Origin of the sequence: Leptospira noguchii serovar Panama str. CZ214, assembly GCF_000306255.2 — a bacterium.
Taxonomy (GTDB): domain Bacteria; phylum Spirochaetota; class Leptospiria; order Leptospirales; family Leptospiraceae; genus Leptospira; species Leptospira noguchii.
The window spans coordinates 134,612-150,797 of the sequence record NZ_AKWY02000021.1; the positions used below are offsets into that span (position 1 = coordinate 134,612).

Sequence of the window (16,186 nt, forward strand, 5' to 3'; positions counted from 1 at the left end):
TATTAGAATGTTAAGATATTCTGTACTATTTTTTTCCCTCATTTTTACAATTACAAATTGTACAATCAAATACGTAAAGGCAGGCCCAACCTGGGAAAAAGATCTAAACACGTTCAAACGTATAGTAGTATCCGTTCCTTTGGAAAGCGAGGCGGGCAATTCGGAAAAACAGTTAGCCGCAAAAATTACGGAAAATTATCTTTCTCATCATAAGGAATTTATCATATATCCGTTTCGTTCTGGAAATGGAATCTGTGGTAGTTCCGATAAAAAAGTTCAGGCGATTTTTCAATTAAAAATCCGTGAAAAAGAAACCTCTGATAAAGTTGAACTTAGTGCGCTCGGCAAAGTGTTAAAATGTTCAAAAGGAGAAGTTTTATGGGAGGCCTTAGCTGAAAATTCTTATTCTAAAAATATAGAAGAAAATCAATCTCTGGTTAACACATATACACAACTTTACGGAAAAGAAATCGCCTCCAAAGTAAATCCGTATTTTTTTCTACTTCAAAATCTTTTAGATAAATTAGACAGCCCTATCTTAACGGAAGAAGAAAAAGACGAAAAGATAGAGATAGAAGCAAGATAATTTTTTCAAATCCGTAAAGAGAACAGTGTTCTGAGAACTCATCACAATTATAGAAAACCTCTACAAGTTCGAATCTGAAAATAAACCTATCGAAACCTCTGTGATACCCCAAAAGCCCTTCTGCGTTTAAGTGAAAACTCGGGAGATTTTTCTTTATTAAAAAATTATACTTTTTGCAAGTAATTTCACTTTTGCAAAAACACTTTAAAAAATAAAATAGAATTTTTGAAAAATTGCATATCTCAGATTAACTAAGGGGCTTCAACGACCATTTTCATATTTAACGTGAATTCGTGAAGAAAATCAATGCACAACTTCCTAGAACGTCGCATATTTTAAAGTTATAATGGCTCGCGACCTGTCGAGCGCCAATAGAAGCGAGACGCTGAGTTAACGCAATCCGTAGAGAGCGTTTTACTGAGTTTCAAAACGATTTCATAAAAAACGTTTCATTGAGTTCTTTTCACTCCAATTCCTTCGGAATTTTCAAACCTCAATGCTGCTTTCGCATTAACTATACCGGACTCACGTTATTTACAGTAGTTCCCGCAGATTTTATTCCTTTACAAATTTTCAAATTCTCATCTTTTTGTAATCCAGTTCAGATATGAGTTCCCACAAGTTATTTTTTGCATAGAACTAACTTTAGTTTCAGAAAACAAAAATCATTTCACTAAACCCAAGTTTTTAAGAACAAGTCTAAATGAAAAAATCCACTCTCTACATCTTTTTATTTTCCGGTTTTATACTCACAAACCTAATTTGGTATGATCATTATGCTGGCATGGAGATGAAAAATGATTATCACATTACTGAGTCTTGCGAATATTCTAATTTACTCAAACTTAGAGAAGATTTTCCAAAAGGAATGACCATTTCAGAGTTTACCAAAAAATGCAATCGAAATAATTCGCTCGAATGTACAAAAAGTAGTTCTTCGAAAAAAAAGAATATAGTATATAACGTTTCTGTAATCCCCAATTGTCCGGAGTCAGCACGTCCTGACTGCGGTTTTTACTTTAGCTTTCGAAACGAACGATTGGTAAAAGTGGAAGCAGGGTATCCCTGTCATTAAATCCAGACGTTGGATTTTCTTCGATAAACCAATTAAACCTTAAAACACAATCAAGATACATAAGAACATAATTATTTTTTTATATTTGATAAAAACTGAGTTCAGAAACAATCCCCAAAAGTTATCACCCTTACCGATTCTTATCAAACTAAGAGTTTATCTTTTCTTAAAAAAAATATAAAGATAAGACAAATGTCTAAGAAAATACGAGAGTTCCCACAGAATATGTTTCTTTGCACTTTATAAGCTTTGGCAGATTTCAAAATTTAGATGGAATTCCTACACTCAGTAGAACGTCTCGAATTCAATAACACTGCTCGATAAGGATCACAGTGTTACTACTCGGACGTATGAAAATAATAATAAAAAATGAATTAGCGATTTTACAAAAACGCAAAAATCCTCAAAAAATTATATCTAACTTGAAGTTGTTGGCTTTTTTGTGTAAGATTTCACATTTAAAATTTTGAAACAGATTTAAGAGTCATACTATTTTCATACGTCCAAGTAGTAAGTTGTGTTTTAGAATCAAGTTAGTAGAATTACAAAAATCTAATGTACAAATGTAAAATACAGAATAGAGTTGTTGAAAGAGTAATTCGTTATCTGCTTCCGTTGTATTAAAATGGATAATTGAAGCAGTTTTGGTAATATCCACTATAGAAACTCTAATAACTTGACTATAGCTGAAAGCCGCAGTCCGGCAACGCCGGACTCCATTACATTAGAAAAACGTCAAACTAAAAGGTTACTTTAAAATTTCGTCCTGACGCCCCATTAGTTTAATTCCTAACCTAGGACCAATTTCCTGGACAATCCTAGAGGCGACGTAGTTTCCCCAACGAGTGGACTTCTCCAGATTAAAACCATGAGTCAATCCGTAAAGAACTCCCGCCGCAAAACAATCTCCCGCGCCTGTCGTATCGATCGGCTTGACCGGAAAACCGTCTACGTGAGAAATTTTTCCATTCTCTGCAAAGTAAGCTCCGTTTGCGGAATCTGTCATAAATACAAGACTAGTAAGACCAGAAATAAACTTAAGAGCTTCCAACTTATCTTCTCTTTGAGAAAGTGCCTTTGCCTCTTCCGCGTTACAAAACACGATGTCAAAATATTCTTTTGTTAAACGAACAAAATCTTCTCTGGAACGATTTACACAAAACGGGTCGCTATAAGTATAAGCTACTTTTACGCCATTTTTTTTGGATTCTTCCATTGTTAAAAGAGAAGCCTCTTTTGTTCCTTGACCATCCCAAAGATAACCTTCAATATAAGAAATACTAGAAGATTTTAATTTTTCTAAATCTATATCTGATTTTTGTAATGTAATTGAAATCCCCAAATGAGTAAGCATCGTTCTTTCTGCATCTGGTGTAGTCAATACAACACAAGTTCCTGTATGACCCTGATCTTCGGGAGTCACCTCGAAAAAAATCCCAGCTTTTTCCATATCCTTTTTATAAAATTCTCCGTAAGTGTCCTTAGAAACTTTGCCGGTATAAGTTCCGGTTCCTCCGGAATTTGCAAGAGCAATCATAGTATTCGCCGCACTTCCTCCGGAACGAAGTTCCTTTTTACTTCCTTCCAGAACGGTTAGAACCCCGGCTTGTTTTTCAGATTCTACCAAGGTCATAATTCCTTTTTCAAATCCCAAACGTTTGATAAATACGTCCTCAGTCGGGACTAAAATGTCCACGAGTGCGTTTCCAACTCCAAATACGTCATAGTGTCTCATCGATTTATCCTTTTCTTTTCCATTCAATCAATTCCCAGCCTGTATCTTCTTTAAAAAATACACATTCCCCTCTCACCGTATTTTTTAGAAGTTCCAAAAATTCTTCCTTTCGTTCGGTAATTACTCCGCTAAATAGAAAATGATCTGTTTTAATAGATGCAATTTTTTGAATATTCGATTTTAATACTGCAAACGTGATATTGGCGATCAATAAATCCCAAGTTTGTTCTTGAATTTTTTTATGATCGAAACCACCCTCTTCCACAACCAAAACTTCCGAAGAAATCTCGTTTTCGTCCCGGTTAAAAGAGGCAGATCTCACGCTGTTCGGGTCCACGTCTACCGCTAAAATTAAGGATGCTCCAGACTTTGCCGCGGCAAGACTTAAAATTCCAGAACCAGTTCCCACATCAGCGACCTTTTTACCGGAAAGATTTAAATCCCCCATTCTTCCCAAAACAAGACGTGTAGTCTCGTGATGTCCAGTTCCAAATGCAAGTCCAGGATTGACAAGTAACGGAAAAATTTCTTTCGGCGTTGTGCCTAACGCAGTATCTTTTTCCCAAGTAGGAATCACTCTATAAGAACCTACGATAAAAGGTTTATAAAATTCTTTATAAGCCTCTTCGTATTCTTTCGTTTCAATCCATCTTGATTCGAAAAATAAAGATTCTCCAGCGTTCGCTTTTAAAAAAATTAGAACTTTAGTTTCGTTTTCTTTATCTTCTTCTGCGAGATAAACTCGGAACTTAGTATCGTCTGAAATGATTTCTTCGTCAGGAGCGCGTGGAACTTCTCTGTCAAACAAGATTTCATAATATCCTGCAACACCTATTTCATCCAAAAAAGAGGTAAAATCTTCCGCAATCTCTTTAGGAATACTTAATATGATTTCTCTATATCTCAAGTCTCGTCCAGAATTTCCGCATCCACTGGCGCGTCATTTAAGTTTTCATTTTCAAGTATGAAAGTTCGAAAGTCTTTTACGATCCAAACCCAAATTCCAACAAAAAGAGCCATAGAAAGCCAAGACCCAAATCTAGACTGAGGAAGTACAAAAAAGTTGAAAAGCCCGTGTTGAGATACAGCGAGTAAAAAAGCCAAAAATAGCGTTAGAGGTCTTTCCCTGGTTTCTTTTAAATTGGATTTTACAAACGCCAAAGCAAAACATAAATTGATTAGAAAGTGCGCATTCGAAGACCGTATCGTCCTTCCCACAAACATGGAAATTCGATCCTCTTCTTTTGCGGAAAAAATATAATTCGCGTTTTCAATTCCAGCAAATCCTAAGGCTACAAATCCTCCGATCAAAACTATTTCTTTTTTAAACTGGTATGTCTTCCAATCAAACGCAAAAAGTAATCCTGATAAAAGGATCAAAATCCCTTTGCAAAATTCTTCCATCATTCCCGCTTGGATGAATGCGATATGCGCCGTTTGGGTAAGTATATGTCCGCTTTTTTTAGGAATTTTTACGTCCGGCCAAAAGATAGGGTGTAATTTTAAAACAATCTCCGTGGATAGATAACCTAAAAAAAGTGCAAATAGAATGAGCAAAATTCTTTGTGGAGTATTTTTTCCAGGAAAAAGTAAAATCAAAAAAAATCCCCAAGGAAGAATGGAAAGAAAGCCGAGTAACGCAACATCGAAACTCATAACTCCTCCATATAACGCCCGTCATACATTGTAACCAGTTCTTTTTGAAGTGGGGTTGGCATTGCATCCGGATCAATACTTCCGTTCCAAAAAAGTTCCGTAACTCGAACATAACCTTTGGTTCCAGGTGGAGGCATCATAGGAGAAAGACTTTCAATGAGTTCCAAAGTCATTTGATCTTGTTCCGGATAACCAGAAGCTTCCACAAGATCCACATCCACTACTTCTCCATCCGGGGTCACCGTATAAGCCACAACAGAAGAATAATTTCGAGGAGCCCTTCTCCAATATTCCATAAAAGACTCTGGACCTCTCATCTTTGCAGAAATATAATTGGAATAAGTAGCAGGTAATTTTTTTCCTCGAACCTGTTTGACTTCCCCCTTGACCCTTCCTTCTTCCGCCGGTTTCTCTTCGGGGATTTTTTCTCCCTCTTTTTGAGTAGGCGTTTCCGTTCCAGATACAACCCCTCCGTTTAGACCGTTCACTTCATTCGGAAGATTGGGATCGATAAAATAGAATTCTAAATTTTCAGGAGTAAAATGAGTTCTTTGTCTTTCCAATTCCTTTTGTTTACTCTTTCTCTGAAGAGTTACTGGTATGATCAAAATTAAAGACATCAGTATCAGATGTAGTAAAACACTATATGATAAATTACTAATAAATGTGTCTTTAGGAGTTGTGTCGTCTGATTCTAAACGAAAAGTTCTACCGAGTAAAAACTTAGAAACGACGTGAACTCCTACAATTCCCCCTATAAAAATTAAAATTGGAATTATGCTTGAAGTGATTTTAAAAAAAGTTTGATCTCGAATCCCGGGTTTTAATCCCATCGACATTAAAAAACGGATTCCGTCTGCAGGTTCAAGCCAAGAGAAAAAAGAAGTGGCAAAAAATAATAAAAGAAGAAGATATAAAAATAAAATCGAAAAACCTTTCCAAAGATTTCCGATATAAATATGCCCCCAACCCGGAAAAATCCAATCTCTCAACTTTGTATTTTTCTGTTTTAGAAGTCCCCATTTCCCTTGAAAGCCAGAATAACGAGCGATCCGAGTTTGTTTTTCAAAAAGTTTCCAAGGTCTTCTAAATAAAAAGAATTGTTTTCCTCTACTTAAAAGAGTATCCCCTGCAATTAAAACCGAAAAGAAATAGAGAAAACTATCTTCTAAAATTCCAATCTGTCCGTATTCCAATCGATAAGGATCTTGGAAAACGAGTTTAGAAGTTAGATACCCTGCTACAAGAAGTACTAAAATTTTATAATGAATTCTTTCTATCTTCTCTTCCGGAGCAAAAACGCGAATACTAAGTTTCGACAATCGTTCTCTTTGTTTTTTGAGAAAATAAGAATGGGCGATTAAGATTCCAAATCCTACAACAACGTAGAACGCGATCAGCCATTCTCTTACATTCATAACGAGGGCGCGTACAAAAGCCTCTACGGTAGGAAATAAAATCGCCGAAACTTCCAACGGATAAAGAACTACCCAACAGACAATTTGAAAGAGCAATGACCCAAAGGCGGAAGAACGAACTTCTTTACCTTTAGGAAAGGCAAAGAGTACACCGAGAGGGAAAAAAATTCCCAGTCCCAGAAAGGGGGAACTCCAGGACAAAAAATTGACGCCGAAGATGACTAATTTCTTTTTCAGACAAGATCTCCTTAGACTCGGATCTCTATCAACCATTGGACCTAAACGAGGAGCACAGGCAAACAAGAAATCCTTCTCGGTTCAGAATTAAAATACTTTATTCCGAAGTCCTGAACAGAATCCTGGGCTCATGGAAAAAAAAGAAAGTCTCGATTCTTCATTAAAGGAAATCGTATCCGTTTGTAAACGAAGAGGATTTGTCTATCCAGGTTCTGAAATTTACGGAGGACTTTCCAATACCTTCGATTACGGTCCTTATGGAGTTGAACTTCTTCAAAATCTAAAACAACTCTGGTGGAAATATTTTGTACATCTTCGAGAAGACGTGGTTGGTCTTGATTCCTCTATTCTTCTTAATCCAAAAGTCTGGGAAGCGTCCGGTCACGTTTCTAACTTTAATGATCCTTTGATCGATTGTAAAAACTGTAAGACCCGAATCCGCGCGGATAAGTTCCTTGAAGACCAAAAAGGAGAAGGGTTCGCAACTGGACTTACTCTTGAAAAGATGAATCAGGTCATCAAAGAAAGTAATTTTGCCTGTCCTAGTTGTGGACAAAGAGGTACATTCACAGAAGCTAGAGACTTCAACCTTATGTTCAAAACTTCTCATGGAGCAAACGCAGAAGACTCTTTAGATATTTATCTAAGACCGGAAACGGCTCAAGGTATCTTTTTAAATTTTAAAAACGTTGTTTCTACCACGAGAAGAAAAATCCCTTTCGGAATCGCACAAATCGGAAAGTCATTTCGTAACGAAATCATGGCACGTCAGTTTGTATTTAGAACCAGAGAATTTGAACAGATGGAAATGGAATTCTTTTGTGAACCCGGAACCCAGAAAGAATGGTTTTCCCACTGGGTAAATTATTGTATGAGTTGGCTCACAGAACAAGTAGGGATCAAAAAGGAAAATCTAAGAGTCAGAGAACACGAAAAAGAAGAATTGTCTTTTTACAGCGAAGGAACCTCTGACATCGAATTTAAATATAATTTCGGTTGGGGTGAACTTTGGGGGATTGCCTCTAGAACCGACTACGATCTAAATCAACACCAAAAATTTTCTGGAGAGGATCTTAAATACCAAGATCAGGTTCAAAACAAAAAATACGTTCCGTTTGTCGTTGAACCTGCGTTAGGTGCAAATAGACTTTTCCTCGCAGCTGTTACCAACGCTTACGAAGAAGAAAAACTTCCGGATGGAGAAACTAGAACGGTTCTTCGTTTTTCTCCTAAAATCGCTCCAGTAAAAGCTGCCGTTTTTCCTTTGATGAAAAAGGATGGGCTTCCTGAAAAATCCAGAGAAATTTTTGCGGATCTTTCTAAACTCGGAAATATTGAATACGACGACGGCGGAGCCATCGGTAAACGCTACCGTAGACAAGACGAAATCGGAACTCCTTTTTGTATTACAGTAGATTATGATACTCTAAAGGATGATACGGTCACGGTTCGGGAAAGAGATAGCATGTCCCAGGAAAGAATCTCTGTCAGTCAACTTAAGAACTGGCTTTTTGAAAGATTGTAAATTGTAATAGTTCCTACCATTTTTCTGTACGAGGAAACTACTGCAAAGTTCAAGATCTTCCTTTAGTTGTGGTAACTACTGCAAAGTCTGAGATCTTCCTTTTAAATTGTGGGAACTACTGCAAAGTTCAAGATCCTCCTTTAATTGTAGGAACTACTGCAAAGTTCAAGATCTTCCTTTAATTGTGGGAACTACTGCAAAGTTCGAGATCTTCCTTTTAAATTGTGGGAACTACTGCAAAGTCTGAGATCTTCCTTTTAAATTGTGGGAACTACTGCAAAGTTCAAGATCCTCCTTTAATTGTAGGAACTACTGCAAAGTTCAAGATCTTCCTTTAATTGTGGGAACTACTGCAAAGTTCAAGATCTTCCTTTAAATTGTGGGAACTACTGCAAAGTTCGAGATCTTCCTTTAAATTGTGGGAACTACTGCAAAGTTCGAGATCTTCCTTTAAATTGTGGGAACTACTGCAAAGTTCAAGATCTTCCTTTAGTTGTGGTAACTACGACACTAAAATTTTTCGTTTGCAATTATACAGTTTTTTGAAAAAAAACTTTTCGAATTTTTATCTAAAAATGATCAGACAAAAATTAATGTAAAACAGAAAATTAGATCATCCTAATATAGCTTTAAATAAAACCATTCTAACAATCTTATCTAAAAACAAAAATTCATTAAAAACAATAATCAAGAATATAAACACAATGAATCTAAAACAAACATTCATAAAAATTCTTTCCCAATACTCGGAAAATGTACAAATCATAAAAACTTTATGGCAAGAAATTGAAGATCATTACAGAGAACCACATAGATACTATCACAACTTAAATCATATTGAAATATTATATTGTATGATTCAAGAAACTCGAGATATGATTCAAGATTAGGACTTCATTCTTCTTACAATGTAATATACGACGTATCTAAAAATGACAACGAGGAAAAAAGTGCAAGTCTCGCAGAAAAAAGACTCCATTCAATTTCGTTTCCTGAGAAAAAAATTTCTAATTGCAAATCACAAATTTTGGCTACTAAAGCACATTTACAAAGCAATGACCCGGATACGAATTTATTTACAGATGCAGATTTATCTATTTTAGGACAGGATTGGAATATATATTCAAAATATTATAAAAACATAAGAATGGAATATTCCATCTATATGGACGAAAAATATTACAAAGGAAGAAAAAAAGTACTAAATTATTTTCTGAGTTTAGAGAAAATATACAAAACAAATTTTTTTTATGAAAAATTTGAAAACAATACGAGAAAAAATTTATCCATAGAATTAGATATGATTCTTTAAAATAAAAAAATTCGAACTCAAAAAAAACTTTTTCTTATTACATGATTACTGCTCCCTATAAAATTAAACATAGTAAATTTTTATTGCAAACACTGTTTCAGCAAAAAATATTGAATCCTTTGCTATATGTTCTGAGTAAAACAAAATAAATTCTATCACCAGAGACTTGCGTAATGAAAAAAATCAAATATATTCTTATTTTATTATATACCATTGTATTAATCGGTTGCGGAAAAAATCTCAAAGGAAAACCAATATCTCCAAATCCAAATTTAGCCGGTTTTTATATTTCTTCCGAAACACAAAGATGGGCCCAAGACGATAAAATGAAAATCGAAGTACTGAGTATTTTTCCCAAATCAAACGGAGAACTTTATTTCGAAAGAAAAACCATCGTAAGACTCAGCTTTATTGCAAGCGAAAATAGAGAAGAATGGAGGATCAGAACCGGTGGAGTTGTAACCGGAGAAAATGAAATTCTACTACAAGAATCTCTTTATCAGGAATTTCACCAACCACATTTAGGAACCAGGGAATCGGATCCAAAACTTTGGAAACTGAACGAGATGGGAGTCGCTTCCAAAGTAAGAGAAGTTGGAAACGTTGCTTTGAGTGGTAGTATATTAGGGGAAATTTCTCCCGACGGAAGAACTTTAAATTTTTCGAATATCTTATTTACTAAAATAGGAGATTCATTTCAAGGAAGAATCACTACAAATGTAAATCAAAAAAATGTAATCATAGATAATGAAATTGCGGGAGCCGTATTTTATAAAACAAAAGAAGGTGTTGTTTCTATCTTTTCAAAAACGGAAACTATCAAACTCGGAATGATTTTCTTTGTGGGGAAAGATCAAATTCCTTGCAAAATTGTGGAAATTTTTCAACAATCCGGAATTTTAGAACCGATCGACGGCAAGAAAAATCTTCAAGTATCCGTAGGAGACCCGGTAATTTTAAAAGGAAATGTAGATAAAAAAGCAATCAATAAACGAATTGCTGCGGATGAACTTATTCAAAAAATAAAATCCGATCCAAACGTAAATAAAGAAGAACTCATTCGAGAAATCGAAAAATTAAAAAGTGAAAAATAATTCTTAAAATAAAATCGATACCTCTAAAATTAGAAGTTTATTTCAAAACTTTATTTTTCCTTAAAATACCGATCCTGATTATTCTAAGATATTTTTGAGATAGCTTGTAGAGAGAATATAATAATTGTCGAAAATTTAGTTTTAAGCGAGAACTCATCCACAAATTTAAAAATCTATTCTACGCAAAAATTAAATTTCCATGTAATCGTTATTTTAAAAACCTTACAAATTAAAAGTTCGTTTTATAGAAACTCATTTACTTAGAATACAAGTCCAGGCCAAACTATTCATCAAAATAATTCCTATATATTTAAAAATAATTATATTCTAATATACTAACTATAAAATCAGTCGTGGAACGTATTTAAATTTCTCAGATTTTTAGAATAGCTTGATCCAGTATGTCCCCGAGCATTACCAGAAGTAAGAATGTGCAGTAAAAGCTTAATTGAATGGAACGACTATTTAGAGTTTTTTACAACCTGGTATCTATTTCTACCACTTTCCTTTTCGAAATGAATAGTTACTTTCTTACGAAATAGCTCTACAATTTTTTCTTCGAATTCACTGGAATCATAATGAATTTTAATTAACGAGCCAGATTCATCATAAGAATCTTGCTTTTCATACATTATAAAACTTTTTGTTAAGCGAAATCGATTACTATCACGAACCGGGCTCCAGCCTAGACCCAGTTTTACCGCAACTTCGAAAGACCTGCAAATACTTCTGCCGATTTTGAACAACCGCGACGAGTTCTTTCAAAACAATAGAATTGTTGAAAAATGAATCTCTGTCTCTGTTTTATTGAAACGGTGGATTGAAGTAGTTTTGTCAATTTGAATTAACGCGAAAGGGATCGATGCGAGGTAAATAAATTGTAACTTTAGTTGAAATATCGTATTACGTTTTCTATATACAATTTATTGACCAGAGAGGAGAGCCCGGTCCGGCTGGCCGGATTCGCCCTGATTTTTTTACATTGAACTATGGAATTTTTCAACAACTCTAATATTGACAAACAGAAATTTTTTCGGAATTACTATGAGATTTGTAAGATCTGTTGTAAAATAAATAGATTTTTTAATCGCCCTGATAACGAATTATATAGAACAAAATCAAAAAGATTTGGGTTGAATCGAAAGTAATTGTTCGTGCGATCTTTTTTTAGAAAGAATTCTTGTTCTTAAAAATTGAAACGGATATTCAAATAAAAAATAAAAAGGAATCGAAAGAAAAATCATCAAAGTCAACACGAAAATAAACTGAAATAAAAGCTCAAACGTAGAGTTAGGCTCCGTTCGAATTTTTAAAATCGACACAGAAACTGCAATCAGCACCAAATGCCAAAGATAAATCGTAAAACTCAATCTAGCTACAGGAACAAAAAGTTTTAAACTTAAAAAACGTCCTAAAAAATCTTTCGAACGAACAATCGCACACAATAAAATTCCAGCAAATCCTATATTCAAAAAATTATATTTAAACGTATGAGTAAAAAAACTTTCCGTATGTATATTTGCCCAATGCGAAATACATAAGAAAGAAAAAAATAAAAATAAAAGTGGATAATACAAAAGATGATCCGTTTTTAATCGATTTATCAAACCCTTTTGATTTGTATAAAGATCCATTACGATCACACCCATCACCAAAGAATCAAATCGAGTGTGAAAAGGAAAATAAATCTCATTAAAATATTGAGGGGTCAAAGGTAAAGGAGTCGTCATATAAACGATTACCCGGTTGATCGTAGGAACTAAAAGTAAACTCCAAAGCAAAAGTTGTCTGTATTTTGAAGACATTTTAAATAAGATCAAACTACAAAAAAATGGAAAGATCAAATAGAACTGTTCTTCTATAGACAAAGACCAAGTATGAATGTTGATTCCAGGAAAATAATTTCCTAAAAATACAAAATCTCCCCACGCATCAGAGAGTTTAAAAGAAAAAAAATATGCCTCTTTTTCGAGTCCTTTTTCTTCCGCAATTTTAAGTGTAAGCTTAGAAACAATCCAACTAAACGTAATAAAAACATAATAAGCAGGAAAAATTCTAAAAGAACGTTTTAAATAAAATTTTTTAAAATCGATCGTTCCGTTTCGAGTCCAATCACTCAAAAGACTTTTTGATATCAAAAAACCACTGAGAACAAAAGATAAATCCACTCCCGACCAAAAAAGAGAATCAGATTGAAACGTGCCAGGCTTTTTCCAAGCAAGCGCGTAATGATTTAAAATAACCAAAATAATCGCAAAGGCTCGCAAACCATTTAAAGATTGAATTTCATCGTCTCGATGATACCAAAGTCCTTTAATAAAAGCTTTCATTACCTTTTGAATCTCTGATTAGATTTTTTTTCATCCGTAAAACCACCGATTGTTTTAATATCCTTAACATCTTAAGAAACAAAATTATTCACAAATTGTTTCAATTGATTCCTTTTTAAACCGGAATTAAATCTAAAATGCAGAACATAATTTTACAAAACGATTTTAAATATCCAATTAGAAATGAATCTACCAGACTACAATCTATTTCATTTTAAAATTTCTGCGTTCTTATAAAATAATCACAAAGGTTTATATTCCTTATACCGATTTAATAACCATTTGTTTAAATACAAAAATACATTTTAATTTTTGAATATAAGGATGAGATAAAGGATTATCGCAAAGGGTTCCCATTTTTTTTAAATCAAACCTATGAATTTATAAATCGATAAAATAAAAATAAATTTGAGAATATTAAAATAAATTTAAAAAAGAAGTAGACCTAAAGTTTTTTTCGAACTTATGAAATAAAACCAAAATGAGAAGTTTCATTCCACACAAGAATCGTTTGATTGACGACTTAGTATTATAGTTTCTGTATGATGAGTTCCCACAAACTGCCGCCTACGTTGAGACGTAACTTACTGAGTTAAGAAAAGCATTTACTTGAGTTTTACAACTAAACAATCGCTTCTTAAACTCAGCGAAACAATCTATGAATCGCGTTTTAGAGCGCTCGACAACTTTACTTTTAGTGTTCTAACTTTTTGAATAACTTCTTTTGAATCGTATTTTCTCTGTTAAATTCTGTATTAAGACTTTTTATTATAAACGCAAAGTCTGATACATGGACAAAATCTAGATCCAATTTAAGAAAAAATAGGAATACTATTTGCTTTAAACAAAATCAATTCTTGAATTGATACAAAACTTATCTTTCCAATTTTTGGAAAGAGTTTAAAATCGGCCCAAAAATCTTAAAATAATAAGAACTTAATATTCGTTTTATTTGTTACGTTTACGCATGTTTGCGTCTAAAAACTTTTTACGAAGACGTAAACTCGTAGGAGTTACTTCTAAAAGTTCATCATCGTCTAAAAATTCTATGTTTTGTTCTAAGGAAAATTTTCTAGGAGGAACCAAACGAATTGCCTCATCCGCTCCAGAAGAACGAACGTTGCTTAATTTTTTTTCTTTTACAGGATTCACTTCTAGATCGTTATCACGAGAATGGATTCCGATGATCATTCCAGGATAAACGGCGGTATTTGGTCCGATCACCAATTCCCCTCTTTCTTGAATCTTCCAAAGAGCATACGCTGTTGATTCTCCTGAGTCCATTGAAATCAATGCGCCGTTCTTACGACCAGGAATCTCTCCTTTATATACATCAAATCTAAGAAAACGAGAAGACATCACTCCTTCCCCTCGAGTTTCTGAAATAAAAAATCCTCTAAACCCTATAATTCCCCTTGTCGGAATTACAAATTCTACTCGAGTCATTCCGGACGGATGTGCATCCATCAATTGAAGTTCTCCCTTTCTGCGGTTGAGTTCGGCTATGATCTGACCCGTAAACTGATCCGGGATATCCATTACTAAATATTCATACGGTTCTAGTTTTTGGCCTTGTTCATTGCTTTTTAAAATCACTTCTGGACGAGAAACTTGGATCTCGAATCCTTCCCTTCTCATGGTTTCGATGAGAACCGACAAATGGAGTTCCCCGCGTCCTAGAACCTTAAAACGGTCCTTGTCTTCGGTTTCTTCCAGTCTCATCGCCACGTTGGTTTCAAGTTCTCTGTCCAAACGTTCACGGATATTTCGAGTGGTTACAAATTTACCTTCTTTTCCTGCGAACGGAGAATTGTTTACCATGAAGAACATAGAAACCGTCGGTTCTTCTACCTCAATCGCCGGTCTTGGGGCTGGTTTTCCAGGTTCACAAATTGTATCTCCGATAAACACGTCGGGAAGTCCCGCAATCGCTACGATGTCTCCCGCTTCCGCGTTGTTAACTTCGTTTCGTTTCAGACCTTCGAAGTTGTATAATTTTGTGATTCTAAAAAGAGCCGTGTCAGTAGGAGTCGCTGTGTCAGATTTTTTTGCCGCGAGTTGGATCACGTTCATTCCGAGGGCCATCTTTCCCGCATAAATTTTTCCGACTGCAATTCTTCCTACATAGTCGTTGTAATCCAAGGAAGTGACTTGGAATTGAAGCGGAGCTTCTGTGTCCGCTTGAACGGGCGGAACATGTTTAAGGACGGTGTCTAAAAGTGGATCTAAGTTCGTTCCGGGAGAATCGCTTAAATTGTGAACCGCCCAACCCTGTTTTGCAGAAGCGTAAACGATAGGAAAATCGAGCTGTTCGTCTGTGGCTCCAAGGTCGGAGAAAAGATCAAAAGCCATATCTACAACCGCCTCCGGCCTTGCGCCCGGACGATCGATTTTATTGATTACCAGAATGGGTCTATGTCCAAGTTGTAGGGACTTTCCTAATACAAAACGAGTTTGAGGCATCGGCCCATCAAATGCATCCACAAGCAATAGGCAGGAATCCGCAGTTGCAAGAACCCGTTCCACTTCCCCGCCAAAATCCGCGTGACCGGGAGTATCTACTACGTTAATTCTGGTTCCTTTGTAAACCACCGCAGTGTTCTTTGCTTTGATCGTGATTCCTTTTTCCTTTTCCAAATCATTGGAATCCATGATTCGTTCTCCGTCTTCTTTGGCTGTGACTGCGCCTGTCTGTCGGAGAATTCCATCTAGAAGTGTGGTTTTACCGTGGTCTACGTGGGCGATGATTGCTATATTGCGGATTTCCATTCTAAAACCAAAAATTTCGGAAGCCTTTTGGTGTAAATACTTATTTTAATCTTGTTCCAAAGATATAACAAACGTGAATTTTACCGATTCACTTTGAAAACGTAGGAACTATTACAAAGGAAAAATTTATTTTTAATTCTATTCGTTTAACGGGATCTTATATAAAAGAATTGGGTTTTATAAAATTGAGTTGTTGAAAAATTAGTCTTTCTTTCGTTTTTTCCATTAAAACGAATCTATAAAGCCGTTTTGTTAGTCGCAGATGGATTTTTTTTCAATAACTCGAATCTGATTTTTATGTAAAAATAAAATGTGGGAACTCATACAAAAAATGAATGTTTAAAAATTTGTAATGCGACTTAATCTGTGGGAACTAACACAGATTAAGATTTCACAGTAAAATTTTGAAAAATTCTGTCATTACTCTGGACAAAGTTTAAATAAAATGT

General features: G+C 34.9%; 11 protein-coding genes and 1 pseudogene. 5 read left to right on the top strand and 7 right to left on the bottom strand.

Annotated features, from left to right (window positions below; translation table 11 throughout):
• Nucleotides 1-7: 7 nt before the first annotated feature.
• Nucleotides 8-586, top strand: a complete 579-nt coding sequence (locus tag LEP1GSC059_RS10960; RefSeq protein ID WP_017215723.1) for an MXAN_6521/LA_1396 family lipoprotein — start codon at nt 8-10, stop codon at nt 584-586.
• Nucleotides 587-1,289: 703 nt separating this feature from the next.
• Nucleotides 1,290-1,661: a hypothetical protein gene (locus LEP1GSC059_RS10965; protein ID WP_017215724.1), complete on the top strand. Its 372-nt coding sequence runs from the start codon at nt 1,290-1,292 to the stop codon at nt 1,659-1,661.
• Nucleotides 1,662-2,409: 748 nt separating this feature from the next.
• On the opposite strand, the gene LEP1GSC059_RS10970 is transcribed toward LEP1GSC059_RS10965, so the two are convergent.
• Genes LEP1GSC059_RS10970 through LEP1GSC059_RS10985 form a run of 4 tightly spaced genes read right to left on the bottom strand, consistent with a single transcriptional unit; the run spans nt 2,410 to nt 6,773 of the window.
• Complete coding sequence (locus LEP1GSC059_RS10970; protein ID WP_002177371.1) at nt 2,410-3,396, bottom strand: adenosine kinase; 987 nt, start codon at nt 3,394-3,396, stop codon at nt 2,410-2,412.
• 4 nt (nt 3,397-3,400) lie between these two features.
• Nucleotides 3,401-4,303, bottom strand: a complete 903-nt coding sequence (locus LEP1GSC059_RS10975; RefSeq protein ID WP_002177380.1) for a 50S ribosomal protein L11 methyltransferase — start codon at nt 4,301-4,303, stop codon at nt 3,401-3,403.
• Nucleotides 4,300-5,052, bottom strand: a complete 753-nt coding sequence (locus LEP1GSC059_RS10980) for a PrsW family glutamic-type intramembrane protease (protein ID WP_002177365.1) — start codon at nt 5,050-5,052, stop codon at nt 4,300-4,302. Before LEP1GSC059_RS10980 ends, LEP1GSC059_RS10975 begins: the two co-directional genes overlap by 4 nt.
• Nucleotides 5,049-6,773, bottom strand: coding sequence for a TonB C-terminal domain-containing protein (locus LEP1GSC059_RS10985; protein WP_017215726.1), 1,725 nt, complete (start codon nt 6,771-6,773; stop codon nt 5,049-5,051). Before LEP1GSC059_RS10985 ends, LEP1GSC059_RS10980 begins: the two co-directional genes overlap by 4 nt.
• A 64-nt stretch (nt 6,774-6,837) precedes the next feature.
• Between LEP1GSC059_RS10985 and LEP1GSC059_RS10990 the strand changes: the two genes are divergently transcribed.
• The 3 genes from LEP1GSC059_RS10990 (at nt 6,838) to LEP1GSC059_RS11000 (ending at nt 10,638) form a co-directional block, all read left to right on the top strand.
• Nucleotides 6,838-8,232, top strand: a complete 1,395-nt coding sequence (locus LEP1GSC059_RS10990) for a glycine--tRNA ligase (RefSeq protein ID WP_017215727.1) — start codon at nt 6,838-6,840, stop codon at nt 8,230-8,232.
• 850 nt (nt 8,233-9,082) lie between these two features.
• Complete coding sequence (locus LEP1GSC059_RS24215; protein WP_017215728.1) at nt 9,083-9,544, top strand: HD domain-containing protein; 462 nt, start codon at nt 9,083-9,085, stop codon at nt 9,542-9,544.
• A 173-nt stretch (nt 9,545-9,717) separates the two neighbouring features.
• Nucleotides 9,718-10,638 (top strand): LIC12353 family lipoprotein, encoded by a 921-nt coding sequence (locus tag LEP1GSC059_RS11000; RefSeq protein ID WP_017215729.1) that lies wholly within the window; start codon nt 9,718-9,720, stop codon nt 10,636-10,638.
• A 461-nt stretch (nt 10,639-11,099) separates the two neighbouring features.
• On the opposite strand, the pseudogene LEP1GSC059_RS24685 reads toward LEP1GSC059_RS11000, so the two are convergent.
• From LEP1GSC059_RS24685 to typA, 3 genes and pseudogenes are all read right to left on the bottom strand, one after another.
• Nucleotides 11,100-11,357 (bottom strand): annotated as a pseudogene (locus tag LEP1GSC059_RS24685) (hypothetical protein); the annotation flags it as partial.
• Between the two features lie 399 nt (nt 11,358-11,756).
• A complete protein-coding gene (locus LEP1GSC059_RS11010; RefSeq protein ID WP_020980839.1) occupies nt 11,757-12,968 on the bottom strand; it encodes an acyltransferase family protein in 1,212 nt (403 codons plus the stop codon).
• Nucleotides 12,969-13,916: 948 nt separating this feature from the next.
• The gene (typA, locus tag LEP1GSC059_RS11015; RefSeq protein WP_017215731.1) at nt 13,917-15,737 is read right to left on the bottom strand and encodes a translational GTPase TypA; all 1,821 of its coding nucleotides are present in this window, start codon (nt 15,735-15,737) and stop codon (nt 13,917-13,919) included.
• Nucleotides 15,738-16,186: the final 449 nt, after the last annotated feature.